We start from the raw sequence: 18,138 nt of genomic DNA on the forward strand, positions 1-18,138 counted from the left end.
CCCGCCGCGGCGAAGTCGATGAGGGGACGCCGTCGTACGCCATGGATCGCTACAAGCTGCTCGACGTCAATGCTGGAACTACGGGAAGTGCCGGCGGCGACTCGTAGCCGCCGGCGGGTGCTGCCGACCCCCAACGCCCCGCAGCGCCCAGCCTGAGAAGTTTGGGTCCAGATAATCGCCCTTCACCCCAGTTGTCGGTCGATTATCTGGACTCAGGCTCCCCAGGATTAGTTTGCTGCCACCGTTCGCCGGTCAACCACAAAACCGGTAGCGGCGCTTTCCCTGACCGCGTTGATCCCCGCAACGACGGCCTTGATATCCGGAAACTTTGGGGAGACGGCAACTACGGTGCCGTCGTCGGCCTTCAGCCGGAACCTGAACGACCCTTCCCCCGCCATCGAAATTTCGAAAACGCCCGACAAGTGACCTTCCTTCCTCGTGGGCGCGCCTTCGCGCACACTTTTTGAATGAATGAGACTCGGAGTCTCACTAGACTATGCTCACCCCCTCAACGGGGAATAGTCCTACTGACCAGTAGCTTCGAGGAAAAGTCGTGTTCGCGCTACCAATTTTCGATGCAAGCGTTTACCTCCCTTTAAGGTGTTTTCATGACCACCTCAACCATCGGCGTGCTGCTTGCTGCGGGAGCCGGAATCCGCTTGGGACTGGGTCCCAAAGCGCTCCTTCCCTTCCGCGGCCGTACCCTGGTGGAGGTCCTGGCGGATACGCTGCTCGACGGCGGTTGTAAGGAGGTTGAGGTGGTCATTGGAGCGGAGGCGGAGAGGGTTCTGAGCTCCACGGATCTTCACGCCCACCGGGTCATCGAAAACCCGGAGTGGGCCTCCGGAATGGCAAGTTCGTTCAGTGCCGGGGTTGAGGCGGCAGCCGGAAGCGACGTCCTGGTCGCCCTCGTCGACCAGCCTGGCCTCACGGCGGAAGCTGTTCGGAGAATCATCAGCGCCCACAGGCCCGGCCGGATCACCGCAGCAGCCTATTCACGACCCGACGGCGCGGTGCGGCGAGGGCACCCAGTACTCTTCGATGGTCGCCTGGCCGCAGAGGCGGCGATGACCGCCGAAGGCGACACAGGCGCACGCCGCTTCCTTGAAGAGCACCCTGAGCTGATTGACCTCGTGGACTGCCCATCCTTCCCGGGCGCTCTGCCAGGGGACGCCGACGTCGACACGCCCTCTGAACTGCACCTCCTCAAGGAGGGGGAACCTGGGCAGGGGGACCTTAGACAGCTGGGCGCTTCTTGACGAGTCCTATGCAGAGAGCCGCTGCTGCCGCGGAGGCGAAAGCGATGATGCCAAACGGTACCGGGTTGTCGGCGCCGGCGATGCCGACCAGGGGTGCGGCGAGGCCACCAAAGGCGAACCTGGCCAGCCCGAGAAGTGAAGAGGCCGTGCCGGCAATGTCTGGATACTCCTTGAGCGCCAAGGACGTTGCCGGCGGACTGGTCACGGCCACACCGCTGACCATGGCGAGCAGGGACAGGATGATGGCTACCAGGGGCAGGTGCAGGAGTGCCGTTGCCAGCAGGCCGAGCGCTCCGAAGACGGTCATGGCAAGGCCGACGGCGAGGGCTCCCTTTTGGGACCATCGTTCGGACAGGCGCCCTGCGACGAACCCACAGACCATAAAGCCCAGGGAGTTCAGGCCGAAGGCGAACGAGTACCCCTGCGGTGAGAGCCCGTACATGCCCTGGAGGATATACGTTGCCCCGCTGAGGTAGGCGAAGATCGCGGAGTACGTGAAGCCGGTGATGAGCATAGCTCCAACAAACACCCGGTCAGCAAGGAGTCGGCGGAAGTCGTGCAGGGTGTGCGAGAGCCCGCCGGTGATGCGCCGTTGTGCGGGCAGCGTTTCCTTGAAGATCAGCAGGGATGCCACGAGGATGCCGACTCCGACGGCGGCGAGGAACAGGAAGACTCCGCGCCAGTCGGTGACAGCTGCGAGCTGGCCACCGATGACTGGGCCGATGATTGCGGCAAGTCCGCCAAGAACAGTCAGGCGGCCGTAATAGCGAAGCAGCTTGCCGCCGGAGTACACGTCCCGCCCTGCAGCCTGCGCAATGACGATGCCGACGGCCCCGGCGAGCCCTTGGACGAACCTTGCTGCGATGAGCGTTTCGATCGTCGGGCTCACGGCGCACAGGACTGACGTGAGGGTGTAGGCGATGACACCGATGATCAGTGGCAATCGGCGGCCTAGGCGGTCGGAGAGGGGGCCGGCCACGACTTGGCCTATGGCCAGGCCGAGCAGGCATGCCGTGATCGTCAGTTGCGCCGCAGACGTCGAGCTTTGAAGCTCTGCTGTCAGGGCAGGCAGGACGGGCAGGTAGAGGTCCATGGAAATGGGACCGAAGATGGTCAGGAGGCCGAGCACAACCGCCAGCGGGCGGCCGACAGCCTGTTCGCGTGGGGTAATCGGGCTATCGACGGCGGTCACGCTGGCTCCGTTCTTAGGCTTCAGGATTCTCAGGGCGTCAGGAGGACTTTGATGGCCCGCCGTTCGTCCATGGCCGCGTAGGCCTTGGCGGCTTCTTCCAGCGGAAGTTCGAGATCGAAGACCTTGCCTGGGTTGATCTTGCGGGTCCAGATGAGGTCGATGAGTTCGGGCAGGTACTGGCGGACAGGGGCCGGCCCGCCGTGCAGGTGGACGTGGGAGAAGAACATCTCCAGCCCGGGAAGCTCGACGTCAAGGGCGACGCCGACGTACCCGACGTGTCCGCCGGGGCGGGTAGCGCGGATGGCCTGCATCATCGATTCCTGGGTACCGACAGCCTCAATGACCGAGTGTGCGCCAAGCCCTCCGGTGAGCTCCTTGACCTTGGCTACGCCGTCATCTCCGCGTTCGGTAATGATGTCGGTGGCGCCGAATTCGAGGGCGAGTTTCTGGCGGGCGTCGTGGCGGCTCATTGCGATGATTTTCTCGGCACCAAGCTGCTTTGCGGCGAGGACGGCGAGGAGCCCGACGGCGCCGTCCCCGACTACCGCTACCGTCTTGCCAGGGCCGGCTTGGGCGGCAATGGCGCCGAACCAGCCGGTGCCGAGCACGTCCGAGGCGGCCAGCAGGCTCGGGATGAGGTCCTCGGGCAGGGTGCCCGGCGTGGCGACGAGCGTACCGTCTGCGAGTGGAACCCGAAGGAGCTCAGCCTGTGCGCCCTGTGGTCCTTCCCGGTGGATGCAGGAGCTCTGGTAGCCGGATCGGCAGATCTCGCAGGTGTTGTCGGAGGCGAAGAAGGATCCCACCACAAAGTCGCCCGGTTTGATGGTCTTCACATCGTTGCCGATTTCTACGACAGTGCCGGCGTACTCGTGGCCCATCGGCCTTGGGCTGTCCACCGCATCGGCTCCTCGGTATGGCCACAGGTCCGAGCCGCAGACGCAGCTCGCGACCAGCCGGATGATCGCATCTGTTGGTTTGAGAATTAGGGGTGCGTCCAGTTCCTGGACTCGGACGTCACCGGGGGCGTGCATGACAACTCCGCGCATCGCGGGCTCCCTTCAGAGGGTCAGGGGGTTGGTTCGGGTTCACGTTCAATCCAACAGGGAAACGTCTTTGCCAGGGAGGGCCCTGCTTATCCGGGTTCTGGCAGTACCTCCCTAAGGTGAGGCACTGAGATGTAGCGTGAATGGATGGATAACCGGACGGAAGTGCGCGAGTTCCTTGCCTCCAGGCGCGCCAAAATCACCCCCGAGATGGCCGGACTGGCGCTCTTCGGCGGACGCCGCCGGGTCCCAGGCCTGCGCCGCGAAGAAGTAGCAATGCTCGCCGGCGTCAGCGTGGACTACTACACGAAACTCGAGCGCGGGAACCTTGCCGGAACCTCCGAAAGCGTCCTTGACGCCATTGCCAGGGCGTTGAAGCTCGACGAGGCCGAACGCGACCATCTCTACAACCTTGCCCGTGCAGCCAGCCCTTCAAGCAGGACCAGGCGCGGTCCCCTCCAAAGCGGGACTGTCCGCCCGAGCCTGCAGTTCATGCTTGACTCGATTACCGGTTCGCCGGCAATTATCGGAAACCACCACATGGACGTCGTTGCGGCCAACCAACTCGGCTATGCCCTTTACTCGGAGTTGTACCGCGGACCGGCTCGGCCAGCCAACCACTCCCGGTTCATCTTCCTCGATCCCAGGGCCCATGACTTCTATCCCAATTGGGATCTGGCGGCCAACACCAACGTGGCGATCCTGCGGACCCAGAGCGGGCGCAATCCCTTCGATAAACGCCTGGCCGACCTCGTCGGAGAACTGTCCATGCGCAGCGAGGAATTCCGTACCCGCTGGGCGGCCCACAACGTCCGGCGCCACTACACCGGGACCAAAGTCTTCCGTCACCCTGTCGTAGGGGAACTTGAACTCGCCTACGAATCCATGGAGCTCGCCGAAGACCCCGGCTTCACCCTCACGGTCTACCCGGCCGTCCCCGGCTCGGCATCGGATGAACGCCTGCGCCTGCTCGCCAGCTGGGCCGCCACTGAACGAATCGAAGACCTGGCCGAGGCAACCCAACAGCAGGACGCCGGCCGGTCCTGAACCCTCAGCCCTTAACCAGGGCCGTCAGGTTTAGCCCCGCGTTCCTGATCCGCTGCCTGCCAGGGAATGATCCTTGGCCTGCGTGTTCCGGATGGCCAGGTAGATCTTGTCCCGGGAGATCGGCAGTTCCCCGAACCGTATGCCTGTCGCGTTCCGGATGGCATTCGCCAAAGCGGGGGCCACCGGGTTGAAAGGACTTTCGCTCATGGACTTCGCGCCGAGCGGTCCCATGTCGTCGCTGGTTTCGGCGAAGTAAACCTCGCTGCGCGGAACGTCCGCGAACGTGGGGATGTGGTACTGCCGCAGGATGTCCGTGGTGACCCGCCCGGCGTCGTCCACGTGGACCTCCTCATAGAGGGCGGCGCCAATAGCCTGGGCGATCCCGCCTTCAATCTGGCCGCGGCACTGCCGCGGATTGACCACAACGCCGGCATCCGCCGCCTGGACGCTTTGCAGGATTCGCAGCTCGCCGGTTCCTGTATTGACTGCCACACGGAAGCCGTGGACGTTGAATGCCACGGACCGCGGCGTCCCGCCCCAACGGCCTTCCGCCGCCAGTTCGATGCCGGCTTCCTGCGCTGCCTCAAATAGTTCCGTCAGGGTCTTGCGGGTGCCCCGTGATTCCACTGCTCCGTCTTCAAGGACGCAGCTCGCCACGTTGGTCTGGAGGATGCCGGCTGCAAATGACCTGATTCGAATCGCCAACTCTTCGGCCGCCGCCAGCGTGGCCTTGCCCGCCACCACCGTTCCGGAGGAACCGAACGCCCCGGTGTCGTGTTCCACGAGGTCCGTGTCGGACTGGCGGACCAGCACCTTGGAGGCCGAGGTGGACAACGCCGTCGCCGCGAGCTGGGCGTGCACCGTGGTGGTGCCGTTGCCGAATTCGGCCGTTCCGACGTCGACGGCGAACGTACCGTCCGGCAGGACCTCCATGCGGCTGTGTGCGAAGTGTCCGCGGGGCGGCACCGTATCGATCATGGACAGCGCAGTGCCTTGGCCGACTACCCAGTCCGGGCCGGCGTCGTCAAGACCCGCCTCGCGATACCGTTCGCGGCCGCGGTCCAGGGCATCAGCGACCAGTTTCACGCACTGGTCCAGGCCATAGCTGCCATAGAACACGTCTTCTTCCGGCACTGGGCTCGTGGACAGCATCTCGTCCCCTTCACGCACCATGTTCCGGAGCCGGAATTCCATTGGGTCCATCCCGATTCCGACAGCCAGCTCATCCATGCCGGATTCGATGGCAAAGATCATCTGGCTCAGGCCGTAGCCTCGGAAAGCGCCGGCCGGCACGGTATTGGTGTAGACGGAGTGGGCGTCGACTTTCTTGTTGTCGCACTTGTAGACGGCCAGCGATTCACCGCAGCCATGGAACATTACCCCGGGCGCATGGTTGCCGTAGGCCCCCGTGTTGGTGATGACGTCCAGCTGGAGCGCCGTCAGGAACCCGTCCCTGGTGGCTCCGGCCTTGAGCTTGATAGTGAACGGGTGCCTCGTGGTGGTTGAGGTGAACTGCTCAGTCCGAGTGAATTCGAGCTGGACGGGGCGTCGCAGCTTGAGGGCCGCGAGCGCCGCGATGTCTTCCGTGAGCACCTCCTGCTTGCTGCCGAAACCTCCGCCGACACGCCCCGCCACTACCCGGACCCGGTCTTCGGGCAGGTCAAAGAGCCGGCAAAGAGTCCGGCGGACCAGGAAGGGAACCTGGCTGGACGTGCGGACCTGCAGCCGCTCGTCGTCGTCGATCCAGGCGATGGACGCGTGGGTCTCCAGGGCGACATGCTGCACCCTTTGCGTCCGGTATGTGTGCTCGTGGATGAAGTCCGCCCGGGCAAAGCCGGCCTCGACGTCGCCCAGTTCCGAATGCAGTTCGGCCACTACGTTCCGGTCAGGTCGTGAGATCCGGGCGGTTTCGGCGTCTTTGTCGCCGTGCAGGGCGGGGGCGCCGGGAAGCATGGCCTCCTGCGGGGTGAACACTGCCTCAAGCACCTCATACTCGACGGCGATGGCCCGCGTCCCCGCCTCCGCGGCGGCCACGCTTTCGGCAACGACGGCGGCTACCCGCTGCCCGATAAACCTCACCACATCATCCAGGATGCGGGTGTCGTCGGGGTCGTCCGTATAGAGCTCATGCTGGGCAGTGGAGAACAGCTGCCTGGGGGCGTCTTTGTGCGTGAAGACGGCGACGACGCCCGGCACCTTGAGTGCCTCGGTGGTGTCGATGGAGAGGATCTTCGCGTGGGCATGCGGCGAGCGCAGTAGCTTCATGTGCAGCAGCCCGGGCAGCTGTTCCGAGGGGACATCGAGTGTGTAGCGTGCTTTGCCGGTGACGATTGCGCGTCCTGCGGGCGCGGGTACGTCGTCGCCCAACTGCCCTGGCTGCTGCTTCGCCGGCGGTTGATTCGTCTCACTGTGGTTGCCGCAGACGGCATCCCCGATAGCCCGATACCCCGTGCAGCGGCACAGGTTGCCTTTGAGGTTCCGGGGAAGGTTGGCGCGCTGCTCGTCGTCGAAGCTGGCAGCCGTCATGACCATACCCGCGGTGCAGAAGCCGCACTGGAACCCCTGATTGTCCAGGAACTGCTGCTGTACGGGATGCAGCACGTCGCCGTCCGCGAGGCCTTCCACAGTGGTGACCGACTTGCCCTCGGCGCGGAAGGCCGGATAGATGCAGCTGTGCACCGGCTTGCCGTCCACATGTACCGTGCAAGCGCCGCAGTCGCCGCCGTCGCAGCCCTTCTTGACGCCGAGGTTGCCCTGTTCGCGGAGGAAGGTCCTGAGGCACTGTCCGGGCAGCGGCGCGGCCGAGGCTGGTGTGCCGTTGATTTCGATGGCCATGCTTAGGCTTCCTTTCGTGCCGGGCGCTGCGGGGGCCAGAAATCGCCCGATACAGCGGCCTCGGCTCCGCCTTCGTTCGGCGGATCGAGCAGTTCGGCGCGGATCTCCTCCGCGAGGCGGTACGTCATGTCGCGGCGCCATTCCGGCAGGCCGTGGATGTCGTCGTGGTAGAGGGCTTCGGGGACGGCGTCGTCGATTGCGGCGGCCAGTTGCGACGCGTCCGGGAGGTCTCCAGCCGTGAATCGGAGTTGGACCGGACGCCGGGTGGCGGCAGTGATGGTGAGCACCAGGGCTTTCTCACCAGCGTTTGGGCCTCCCAGCCTGCCGATCAGCAGCACGCCGGAGCGTCCGAGGTTGCTCAGTGACAGGCGGCGAAACGCGGCCTTCGAAGCCAGCGCCGAGGCGGGAAGGTGGATGCTCCGCAGGAGTTCCCCGGGGGCCAGGACGTTGCGTCCGTCCCCGACCACGAACTCGGCTACAGGAACGGTCCGGCTGGAGCCGCCGGGGCCCAGGATGGTTGCGGTGCCATCCAGTCCAGCGCAGAGCGAAATCATGGGTCCTGCCGGGAGGGAGGTGCAGAGGTTGCCGCCCACGGTGGACATGTTCCAGACTTTGAAGGACGCCACGAAGGAGTCGCAGCAGGGCCGGACAAGGTCAAGGCCGGGCCACCCATACTCCTTGACCGCATACTCCCGAACAACCGGCTGGTCCGGCAGGGCGTACAACTCGGCAATGGTGGCGGTTGCGGCCAGCTCGATCCCTTCGGGCCCCACTTTGATGGCCGGCCATCCTGCGGAGCCGAGATCCAGCAGCCGTTTGAGCACTGCACTGCCGTAGGAAAACAGCATGGTGCCCCCGGCCAGCCACGCGTCCCCCTCGCGCCAGTCTGCGGGATCGGTCGTGGGCACTACGGCCTCAATGGTGTTCATGTCCATGGGCCCTCCTGAAGGGACTGGGTGGTCTGAAAGGACGGGCTCGCTTCGGGTTCCGGGCGGTGGATTGGTCCCTTTCCCTCTTTCAACGGCTTCAGCGACGCTCCACTCCTCGAGGAGATGATTTCGGCGGTGATGGAAACGGCAACCTCCGCAGGCGTGACGGCGCCCAGGTCAAGGCCGATCGGCGAATGCAGCCGGGTCAGGGCCTTCGGAGCCATGCCGCCGGCCAGCAGGGATTCGATCCGCTGGCGGTGGCTGCGCCGGGATCCCATCGCGCCCACAAAAGCCAGGTCCAGGCCAAGGGCAGTTTCCAGCAAAGGAACATCGAACTTGGGGTCATGGGTGAGAATGCAGACGACTGTTCTCGCGTCCAGGCGCCCTTCGGAGGCCTCGGCTGCCAGGTAACGGTGAGGCCAGGCCATGACGACTTCATCTGCAGTTGTGAAGCGGCCCTGGCCGGCAAAGGCCGGGCGGGCGTCGCACATCGTCACCCGGTAGCCCAGAAGCTTACCGGCAGGGATGAGTGCGGCCCCGAAATCGTTGGCACCAAAAACAATCATCCGGGCCGGCGGAAGCCTGCTCTCGACGAACAATGAAATGGGTTCCGGGGTTGTCATGGGCTCGATGGCCGGCCCGCTTCCGGGAGCGCATCCCTCGACAGGAGCCAGGCGAATTAGCCCGGCGCGCCCGCCGCGCAATAGCGATTCGAGCTGCGGCGCAGCTGACCGCAACAGGCGCGGATCGCCGTCGAGGATCGCGGCAAGCTCCGGCGACTCGCTGGCCCGGAAGCGGGCGGGATCCGCGACGACGATTGCGCCGCCCCGTACGGCGTCCATCCTCCGGATCAGGGCGACAGCATCCGTGGCGCCATGGTTCCGGAGCCGGTCCAGCATCGCAGGGTTCAGGTGACCGTCGTCGGCACCAATGGGCTGGATGTGGACGTCCAGCTCGCCTCCACACGTAAGTCCGACGGCGAACGCGTCCTCGGCACTGTAGCCGAACTGCTCGCGCCGACTCCCGCCATCGCGCAGGGACTGGAGGGCCGCCTCTACCACGGCTCCCTCGACGCAGCCGCCGGAGAGGCTGCCCAGTACCTCGCCGTACTCGGACACGAGCATGGACGTACCGAGCGGACGCGGCACCGAGCCGCCGGTGGCGACGATGGTAGCCACGGCACAGCGTTGCCCCGAAACCGCAGGACGCCAGCTGTCCAGCGCAGACATCAAATCCAACATGGCGACAGTCCCCCTGTCCCTGAGGTCCTGGCCGGGATGCCCCGACCGGGGCGATGCACGTTCTTGCCCAATATTCTCATTCCTTGGAGGTGCTGGGGTTACGCGATGATTGCAGTTCACCGCGAAGTGGGTTTTGGTGTTGGTGGGACCGGGGCGGGACTTCACCTTCCCGCCCCAGTCCCTGGGAGACGCTGCTCCCGGTGGCGGCTCCGCCACGCCCCGCCGCCCGCCGTCGTCGGCCGCCGCCGGTCCCCCAACAGGACCGGCGGGCCGGTGTACAACGGCGAACGCCTATTCAATGCGGTGACTTGGCAGGACCGCCGGCAGAAGGGCCGGTCCGGGAGACCGGCCGCTGTGGACCGGCCGCGGTCAGGCGCCCATGAGCGCGTTGATGGGGCCGCGGGCGAAGTAGATGATGAACCCAACGGTCACCACCCACATGAGCGGGTGCACCTTCTTTGCCTTGCCGGAGGCGGCGCCGATGATCGCCCAGGTGATGAACCCGACGCCGATGCCGTTGGCGATGGAGTAGGTCAGCGGCATGGTCACGATGGTCAGGAACGCCGGCAGCGCCACGGAGAACTTGGTGAATTTGATCTCCCGGATCTGCGCCATCATCATGGCACCGACTACCACCAGGGCCGCCGCAGCTACTTCAAGCGGAACCACCGAGGTGAGTGGCGTCAGGAACATCGAGCCCAGGAAGAGCACTCCCGTGACCACCGAGGCCAGGCCGGTGCGGGCGCCTTCGCCGATACCGGCGGCGGAGTCGATGTACACGGTGTTGGAGGAGCCGGACGTCGCACCGCCGGCCACCGCCCCGAGGCCCTCGACGATGAATGCCGACTTCAGCCGGGGAAACGTCCCGTCCTTGTGGGCAACTCCCGCGCTCTTGGCCAGTCCGGTCATGGTGCCCATTGCGTCGAAGAAGTTGGTGAACACCAAGGTGAAGACCAGCATGGTCGCTGCGAGCCCGCCGATCCTGGCGAAGGAGCCGAAGAGGTCGAACTGGCCCACGAGCCCGAGGTCCGGTGCCGATACCAGTTGGCCGGAGAGAACCGGGGTGTTCAGGTGCCAGCCGCCGGGGTTGTTCGGCCCGCCTGGTCCTATGTGCAGCACGGCCTCGACGACGGCGGCGAGGACTGTGGTTGCAACAATGCCGATCAGCAGGCCACCCTGGACCCTGCGTGCCACGAGGATGCCCATGACCAGCAGTCCGGCGATGAAGACAAGGGTGGGGATGGAGGTAATGGAACCGTCGGTGCCGAGCTGCACAGGCGGGCCGCCCTGGGTGCCGCGGACAAATCCAGAGTCGACGAAGCCGATGAAGGCAATGAACAGGCCGATGCCCACCGTGATGGCAGCCTTGAGCTCCTTGGGGACAGCCCGGAAGATCGCGGTCCGCGCACCGGTGACGCCGAAGAGGACGATCAGGATGCCGTTGATGACCACCAGGCCCATGGCCTCGGCCCAGGTGACTTCCTGGATCACGGCCACCGCGAGGAAGGAGTTGATGCCCAGCCCTGCGGCCAGCCCGAACGGCAGGTTCGCCACCAGGCCGAACAGGATGGTCATGACGCCTGCGGTGAGCCCGGTAACCGCCCCCACCTGGGCCGCGGACAACCATCCACCAGCGACGTCAGTCGGAGCGTTATCGGCAGCGAAGCCGCCGAGGATGAGCGGGTTGAGGATCACGATGTAGGCCATCGTGAAGAAGGTGACCAGGCCACCGCGGAACTCGCGGGCCAGCGTCGATCCCCGCTTGGTGATCTGGAAGAAATTGTCCAGGAAAGAGCCCGACGCCGGTGGCCGGTTGCCAGGGGCGGTCCGGTTCGCGTTGGCGGTCCGGACGGCAGTGGGCTGCTGCTCAGCGTTGTTGTCCAGCATTGTCATTTCAGCCACCTGGCCCTAGTAGTCGATCCTGGAATCGAGGGTGTTCCATGTGTTGAATGGCTCGAGGATTCCCGGAGCCCTGGGGTCGCCCAGTTCCAGCTTGGCGACAGGCATGAGCGCGTCCCGCTGGTCATTCTCGAAGTAGTCGTAGAAGACGGCGTCGTCGAAGCCGACGGAAGCGGCGTCGTGGCGGTCAGCGGCGAAGACAACGCGGTCGATGCGTGCCCACAGGGCCGAAGCCAGGCACATGGGGCAGGGCTCGCAGCTGGTGTAGAGCGTTGCCCCGCTGAGGTCGAACGTTCCCAGTTCGCTGCATGCGGTGCGGATTGCGGTAACTTCGGCGTGGGCCGTGGGGTCGTTGCTCGCGGTGACGCGGTTGACGCCCTCGAAAGCCTGCCCGTCGGCGGTGACTACGACGGCGCCAAACGGACCGCCGCTGTTCAGGACGTTTGCTGTTGCCAGCTGTATGGATCGGGCCAGGAATTGTTCGGCCGTGACGGTGGTACTCATGTTGCGACTCCCTTTGCTGGGAAGCCGAGTGACCTAGGCACAAACGGACGGGACTGCTCCAGTGCTTGGTTACCAGGCTTCAGCATTTGCGATGAAGGTTAAGTTGCGCCTGGTAGATAGCTTCCCGAAGTCCGGGTGCCCGCCTTTGGCAGTTAGAGATTAGCACCGGCTTTGTGACCAGCGCCATAGTCTTCCGGAAAAAAGTTTTCATCATGTGAGATTACCAACCAACGCGGGGTCATTTGGAGCCCATTCGAGGGCCATTTATGGGCCGGAAGTGACCCGGCGTTGCTTGAGGCGGATTGACGGTGCCCTGGTCGCCCCCTACGCTGGGGCCACACCTGGATCAGCAGACAGGGCCTAACTGAGCTGGCTAGCGAAACTAGCAAACCGCCAACCAGACAAGGACCCCTATGTCCCGGATACCAAACACATCGCCAGCCTCCCGCCTTTGGATCAGGAATCCCCTCGCGGTGTTTACTGCCAATGCGCTCGATGCCCGCGGTGGCATCGTGATCAGCGAGGGCAAAATCGTGGAGCTCATTCCTGCGGGAGGGCAGCCATCAGCGCCATGCAACGAGAACTTCGATGCCTCCGCCCACGTCCTGCTTCCGGGCCTGATCAACACGCACCACCACTTCTACCAGACCCTCACCCGGGCCTGGGGTCCCGTGGCCAACACACCCCTCTTCCCCTGGCTCGAGCGCCTTTATCCGGTATGGGCGCGCCTGACGCCCTCCAGCCTGGAACTCGCGGCCAAGGTAGCCCTCGCCGAGCTCTTGCTTTCGGGGTGCACTACAGCAGCCGACCACCACTACGTCTTCCCTGCCGGCATGGACGAGGCCATTGACATCGAGGTGGCCGTCGTGCGGGAGCTGGGGATGAGGGCAACGTTGACGCGTGGGTCCATGACGCTGGGCAAGGACGACGGCGGGCTGCCGCCCCAGTCCACGGTCCAGTCGCCCGATGTCATCCTGGCGGACAGCGAACGGCTGATCCGCAAGTACCACGACGCCGGTGAAGGCGCCGTCATCCAGGTCGCCCTGGCCCCGTGCTCACCATTTTCCGTAACCAAGGAAATCATGGTGGAAAGCGCAGCACTCGCTGAGCGCCTCAACGTCCGGCTGCACACACATCTCGCCGAGACCATGGACGAGGAGGACTTCTGCCGGGAGATGTTTGGCATGCGCACCGTCGACTATCTCGAGAGCGTCGGCTGGCTTGGCAACCGAACCTGGCTCGGCCATGGCATCCACTTCACCAGCGAGGAGATTTCCAGGCTGGGAGCCGCGGGAACCGGCGTCGCGCACTGCCCGACGTCGAACATGCGGCTCGCGTCCGGAACGGCACGCGTGCTGGAACTTGAGGACTCGGGAGTTCCTGTGGGCCTCGGGGTGGACGGCTCGGCGTCGAACGATGCTTCGAACATGATCCTCGAGGCACGGCAGGCGCTGTACCTGCAACGGCTGCGCTATGGGGCGGATGTCCCGGTGGAGCGGGCGCTGGGCTGGGCCACGCGAGGCTCAGCGACCGTCCTCGGCAGGCCGGACATCGGCCAACTGGCGCCGGGCATGCAGGCGGACCTTGCCATGTTCACGCTGGATGACCTGCGCTTTTCCGGCAGCCACGACCCCCTCGCCGCCCTGCTCCTATGCGGGGCCGACCGCGCTGATCGGGTGATGGTCGGTGGCACCTGGCGGGTGATCAACGGCGCCATTCCAGGCCTCGATGTCGCAGGGCTGGTGGCGGAACATTCGGCCGCGGCTAGGAAACTGATCAGCGGGTAGTCCCCTCCGCCCGCGATGGTTCCCTGCGACAACCGATCGTTGCTAGCGTGGCGGAATGAACCCGTCGAAGACCCCGGCAGAGATCCTCAACATTGGCGGCATCGAGGTTAGTATCTCGAGCCCGGACAAGGTGGTGTTTCCCGAGCCCGGGCTGACGAAGCTCGACCTGGTGCGCTACTACCTGGCCGTCGCGGATGGCGCGCTGCGCGGCGCTGGCGGCCGACCCATGGTGCTCAAGCGCTTTCCGAAGGGCATCGACGCGGAGCCGTTCTTCCAGAAGCGCGTGCCCGAGAACCACCCCGCCTTCATCGACACGACGACGCTGCACTATGCATCCGGGACGTCGGCGGAGGAGGCCGTCATCCGGGATGCCGCGGGCCTGGCGTGGGTCGTGAATCTTGGATGCCTCGACCTCAACCCGCACCCGGTGCGCGCCGAGGACCTCGAGCACCCCGACGAGCTCCGCGTCGACCTCGATCCGATGCCGGGGGTCGACTGGTCCCAGATCGTCGACGTCGCGTATGTCGCGCAAGAGGTGCTCGACGACGTGGGACTCGTGGGCTGGCCGAAGACGAGCGGGTCGCGGGGACTCCACATTCTGGTGCGCATCGCGCCGCAATGGTCGTACCGCGACGTGCGGCTTGCCGCCGAGACCCTCGCCCGGGAGGTTGAAAACCGTGCTCCCGGTCTCGCCACCGCGCGATGGTGGAAGGAGGAGCGCGGCGAGAGTGTGTTCGTCGACTTCAACCAGAACGCGAAGGACCGCACTGTGGCGTCGGCGTACTCGGTCCGGCCCCTGCCCGATGCCCGAGTCTCGACGCCGCTCACATGGGATGAGGTCCGCTCCACCCGGCCGGAACAATTCACGGTGCCCACGGTGCTCGAGCGCTTCGCAGACGTGGGCGACTCCCACGCCGGCATCGATGACGCGGTGGGCACACTTAACGGGCTTCTCGCCCTGGCTGCCGAGCTCGGCCCAGCCGAGAAGCCGCCACGTGGCGGCGACGGCTCTGGCCGCCGGCAGTCGGTGATGCCGCTCATTGAGGTGGCCCGCACCAAGACCAAGCCTGAGGCGCTCGCCGCCCTCGACGAGTGGAAGTCCCGGCATGCGGACGTCGTCCCGTCCCTGCACCCAGCCGATGTGCTCGTCGACGGAATGCGGGGGTCGAGCTCGCTCTGGTACAGGGTGCGGGTGAACCTTCAGCACGTCCCCGAAGCGGAGCGTCCGCCGCAGGAGGAGCTCATCGCAGACTACGACCCATGGGCCGGCAAGGAGTGGCCGGGGCGCGCTGGGTCCTGAGCCTACGCTGGGTCCTGAGCCTAAGGGCGCTGCCGGCCGAAGACCGGGAGCGCGCGCAGCCAGCGGGAGAACCCGCGGGCCTTGCGGTCACAGTCGGCCGGAATGTAGAAGTCAGGGTCCGTCGCGCCAAACGGCAGGTACAGCTCCTGGCCAGGCGCCGGGAATTCCGCGACGTTGTTCTTGTCCTTCGAGTCCATCTGTTCCTCCTCCGTTTCGGTTATTTTCGCAGTCTGATGGTTTCCATAATCCGGAAAATTCTTTTTGTTATATGAAAAGTCTAGAACGCAGTCCTTCAACCCGTCAACACTTCCTAGGGCAGGTCTTGAAACGCTTGTTTCGGATGGACAGCAAAAGTAATCCATTTGTTTCATCCCTGAAACATGCCGTGCCTACCGTGGATAGGGTCCCCTCAACGTGCGCCGCGGCCCCTGGGCCGCCCGACGATTGGTTTCCCCATGAAGTTCGACACGATTGCTGCAGCAGAGCCGGCAGCCGTTCGCAAGCGCCCCTTTTACGCCTCGCTTTTCTTCCAACTCACGCTCGCAGTGATCGCCGGCGTCCTCATCGGCCACTTCTGGCCCGCCGTTGGATCCGCCCTCCGCCCGTTTGGTGACGGGTTCATCCAGCTCATCAAGATGATCATCGCGCCCTTGATCTTCCTGGTTATCGTCACCGGCATCGCCGCGGTCGGCGACGTCAAGGCCGTGGGACGCGTTGGGGTGAAGGCCCTGATCTACTTCACAGCCGCCACTCTCTTCGCCCTGGCCTTCGGCCTGGTTGTCGGCAACTTCGTCCAGCCGGGCAGCGGCCTGAACATCGACCCCAACTCGCTTAGTCAGGACGCCCTCAATGCCAAGACAAGCACCGCTCCGCCCAAGGACGTTGGCCAGTTCCTGCTCGGAGTGATCCCCACCAGTGTCGTCGGGGCGTTTGCCAACAACAGCCTCCTCCAGGTCCTCTGCTTCTCGGTGTTCTTCGGCTCGGCGATAGTAGTCATCGGCCGCGAACGGTGCGTCCCCGTCCTGAACCTCCTGGACACGGTCCTGGAAGTGTTCTTCAAGATCATGGCGTGGGTCATGCGAGTGGCACCCATCGGCGCCTTTGGAGCCATGGCCTTCATCATCGGGCAGTACGGGCTGGGATCACTCGGAACCTACGCCGTGCTCATCGCGGCCTGCTACGGCGCAGCCATCGTGTTCATCGCACTGCTCTTCCTCGTGGCCTGGAGTATCGCCCGTGTACCCCTATGGCAGTTCATCAAATACACCCGCGAAGAATTCCTGCTGGCCCTGGGAACTGCCTCCACGGAATCGGTCATGCCCCGCATCATGACCAAACTGAACAATGCCGGCTGTTCGCGCTCCACCACGGGACTCGTCGTTCCCACCGGCTATTCCTTCAACCTTGACGGCGCCGCAATCTACCTGTCCATCTCCCTGCTGTTCCTCGCCCAGGCCTTCGGCCACCACCTGGACCTCGGCCAGCAGCTCGCGGCCCTCGGCATCCTCATGCTCACCTCCAAGGGCATGGCAGGGGTTCCGGGCTCGGCGTTCCTTGCACTGTCCGCCACGTCGGCAGCCCTGGGCATCTTCCCGGTCGCGGGAGTCGCACTCCTGCTGGGCGCCGACCGCATCATGGATTCGATGCGCGTCGTCGTCAATCTCCTCGGGAACTGCGTGGCCACTTTCGTCGTCGCCAAGTGGGAAGGCCAGTTCGATCGCGAAGCGATGCTCCGGGCGTTCCGCGGCGAGCAGCCCGCCGTCGACGATCCTTCAGCTGACGTTGTCGATGACGCAGACAAGGCGGATGCCCTGCCTGCCGGAGCCGCTGTGCGCTAACCAGAGCCGGCCGGCAGCGTTCCAGCTGCCGGCCGGTCACAATCCGTCGGTTCATAACGATCTTCAAAAAGGCGTGTACAGCCCCCGGCACTGTGGGCTACTCTTTCATCAATTCGTGGCGCAGGTCACGTAACCTGGGAGCAGCAGGCAGGGTCGTAATGAGCTGGCATCAATGGATGCCGGCTCTTTTTTGTTGGGTCGGCACCACCAGTCCACATCACGGAAGTTGGGAATGACCATGAGTAACAACATCATTCTGGGCGACAACCAGTACGGCAAGGCGGAAGTTCGCGTCGTCAAAGTCACCAGGGACACCGAACGCCACCAGATCGAAGACCTGAACGTCACCTCGCAGCTCCGGGGCGACTTTGAAGCAGCCCACCTGCAGGGCGACAACGCGCACGTCGTCGCAACGGACACGCAGAAGAACACCATCTATGCCTTCGCCCGCGACGGCATCGGCTCCCCCGAAGCGTTCCTGCTCCGCCTCAGCGAACACTTCACCTCCAGCTTCGACTGGGTGACCGGCGGGCGCTGGGAGGCAGAGTCGTACGCCTGGGACCGCATCCAGGCACACGGCGCCTCGCATGACCACAGCTTCGTCCGCAACGGCCAGGAAGTCCGCACCGCCGTCGTCGTCCGTGAGGGCGCCATCACCCATGTGATCTCCGGGCTAAAGGACCTGACCGTCCTGAAGACCACCCAGTCCGGATTCGTCGGATACCCGAAGGACAAATACACCACGCTCCCCGAGACCACGGATCGCATCCTTGCCACCGATGTCTCGGCCCGCTGGCGCTACACCCCCGGGCTGGACCTCGCGGGAACTGATTTCAACAAGGCATATGAGGACATCAAGGGCCTCCTGCTCGAGGGCTTCACGGAGAACTACTCCCACGCCCTGCAGCAGACCCTGTTCGACATGGGCAAGAAGGTCCTGGCGGCTCACGCCGAAGTGGACGAGATCAAATTCTCCATGCCCAACAAGCACCACTTCCTGGTGGACCTCACGCCATTCGGCCTGGACAACCCCAACGAGGTCTTCTACGCGGCGGACCGCCCCTACGGCCTGATCGAGGCCACGGTCCAGCGGGAGAAGACGACGGCGGCCCCGGCAGCCTGGAGCGGCATCGCCGGCTTCTGCTAAGCCCTCACGGTTCCCGCCCATTCCCGCCCAACTGACTCGCAGTAAACGTCGTTATGGAGCGTCATAACGACAACAACTGGGAGTCAGTTGGGCCGGATTCCCCACATTGTTAGCCAG

At 64.8% G+C, this 18,138-nt stretch carries 15 protein-coding genes; 6 read left to right on the forward strand and 9 right to left on the reverse strand.

Annotated elements, in window-relative coordinates:
• Positions 1-227: 227 nt before the first annotated feature.
• The gene (locus tag J7E82_RS02815; protein ID WP_214860167.1) at positions 228-422 is read right to left on the reverse strand and encodes a YegP family protein; all 195 of its coding nucleotides are present in this window, start codon (positions 420-422) and stop codon (positions 228-230) included.
• Between the two features lie 186 nt (positions 423-608).
• Here J7E82_RS02815 and nboR point away from each other — a divergent pair, with 186 nt between their 5' ends.
• Positions 609-1,259 (forward strand): nicotine blue oxidoreductase, encoded by a 651-nt coding sequence (gene nboR / locus J7E82_RS02820; protein ID WP_214860168.1) that lies wholly within the window; start codon positions 609-611, stop codon positions 1,257-1,259.
• Here nboR and J7E82_RS02825 read toward each other — a convergent pair.
• Together J7E82_RS02825 and J7E82_RS02830 are read right to left on the reverse strand one after the other, a co-directional pair.
• A complete protein-coding gene (locus J7E82_RS02825) occupies positions 1,237-2,451 on the reverse strand; it encodes a multidrug effflux MFS transporter (protein WP_308113576.1) in 1,215 nt (404 codons plus the stop codon). The genes nboR and J7E82_RS02825 overlap by 23 nt on opposite strands.
• 29 nt (positions 2,452-2,480) lie before the next feature.
• On the reverse strand, positions 2,481-3,497 hold the full coding sequence (locus J7E82_RS02830; RefSeq protein WP_214860177.1) for a zinc-dependent alcohol dehydrogenase family protein: 1,017 nt from the start codon (positions 3,495-3,497) through the stop codon (positions 2,481-2,483).
• 144 nt (positions 3,498-3,641) lie between these two features.
• On the opposite strand from J7E82_RS02830, the gene J7E82_RS02835 reads away from it, so the two are divergent.
• A complete protein-coding gene (locus J7E82_RS02835) occupies positions 3,642-4,541 on the forward strand; it encodes a helix-turn-helix transcriptional regulator (RefSeq protein WP_214860179.1) in 900 nt (299 codons plus the stop codon).
• A gap of 30 nt (positions 4,542-4,571) precedes the next feature.
• Here the strand turns inward: J7E82_RS02835 and J7E82_RS02840 are convergent, their stop codons facing one another.
• The 5 genes from J7E82_RS02840 to J7E82_RS02860 form a co-directional block, all read right to left on the reverse strand.
• Complete coding sequence (locus tag J7E82_RS02840) at positions 4,572-7,376, reverse strand: molybdopterin cofactor-binding domain-containing protein (RefSeq protein ID WP_214860182.1); 2,805 nt, start codon at positions 7,374-7,376, stop codon at positions 4,572-4,574.
• A gap of 2 nt (positions 7,377-7,378) precedes the next feature.
• Positions 7,379-8,311 (reverse strand): xanthine dehydrogenase family protein subunit M, encoded by a 933-nt coding sequence (locus tag J7E82_RS02845; protein WP_214860184.1) that lies wholly within the window; start codon positions 8,309-8,311, stop codon positions 7,379-7,381.
• Entirely contained in the window at positions 8,302-9,546 is a 1,245-nt protein-coding gene (locus J7E82_RS02850; protein ID WP_214860186.1) for an XdhC family protein, read from the reverse strand. Before J7E82_RS02850 ends, J7E82_RS02845 begins: the two co-directional genes overlap by 10 nt.
• 369 nt (positions 9,547-9,915) lie before the next feature.
• Positions 9,916-11,439 (reverse strand): NCS2 family permease, encoded by a 1,524-nt coding sequence (locus J7E82_RS02855; RefSeq protein ID WP_214860500.1) that lies wholly within the window; start codon positions 11,437-11,439, stop codon positions 9,916-9,918.
• 15 nt (positions 11,440-11,454) lie between these two features.
• On the reverse strand, positions 11,455-11,949 hold the full coding sequence (locus J7E82_RS02860) for a nucleoside deaminase (protein ID WP_214860188.1): 495 nt from the start codon (positions 11,947-11,949) through the stop codon (positions 11,455-11,457).
• Between the two features lie 413 nt (positions 11,950-12,362).
• Here J7E82_RS02860 and J7E82_RS02865 point away from each other — a divergent pair, with 413 nt between their 5' ends.
• Both J7E82_RS02865 and ligD read left to right on the forward strand, forming a co-directional pair.
• Positions 12,363-13,736 (forward strand): 8-oxoguanine deaminase, encoded by a 1,374-nt coding sequence (locus tag J7E82_RS02865; RefSeq protein ID WP_214860190.1) that lies wholly within the window; start codon positions 12,363-12,365, stop codon positions 13,734-13,736.
• 55 nt (positions 13,737-13,791) lie between these two features.
• On the forward strand, positions 13,792-15,036 hold the full coding sequence (gene ligD, locus J7E82_RS02870) for a non-homologous end-joining DNA ligase (protein WP_214860192.1): 1,245 nt from the start codon (positions 13,792-13,794) through the stop codon (positions 15,034-15,036).
• 20 nt (positions 15,037-15,056) lie between these two features.
• On the opposite strand, the gene J7E82_RS02875 is transcribed toward ligD, so the two are convergent.
• Positions 15,057-15,233 carry a hypothetical protein gene (locus J7E82_RS02875; protein WP_214860194.1) on the reverse strand — a complete coding sequence of 59 codons (177 nt, stop codon included), beginning with the start codon at positions 15,231-15,233 and terminating at the stop codon, positions 15,057-15,059.
• 258 nt (positions 15,234-15,491) lie between these two features.
• On the opposite strand from J7E82_RS02875, the gene J7E82_RS02880 reads away from it, so the two are divergent.
• Positions 15,492-16,874, forward strand: a complete 1,383-nt coding sequence (locus J7E82_RS02880; protein WP_214860196.1) for a cation:dicarboxylate symporter family transporter — start codon at positions 15,492-15,494, stop codon at positions 16,872-16,874.
• Positions 16,875-17,106: 232 nt separating this feature from the next.
• Entirely contained in the window at positions 17,107-18,021 is a 915-nt protein-coding gene (pucL, locus tag J7E82_RS02885) for a factor-independent urate hydroxylase (protein WP_214860198.1), read from the forward strand.
• The last annotated feature ends 117 nt before the right edge of the window (positions 18,022-18,138 follow it).

It is taken from the genome of Arthrobacter sp. ISL-30 (assembly GCF_018613855.1).
GTDB lineage: Bacteria > Actinomycetota > Actinomycetes > Actinomycetales > Micrococcaceae > Arthrobacter.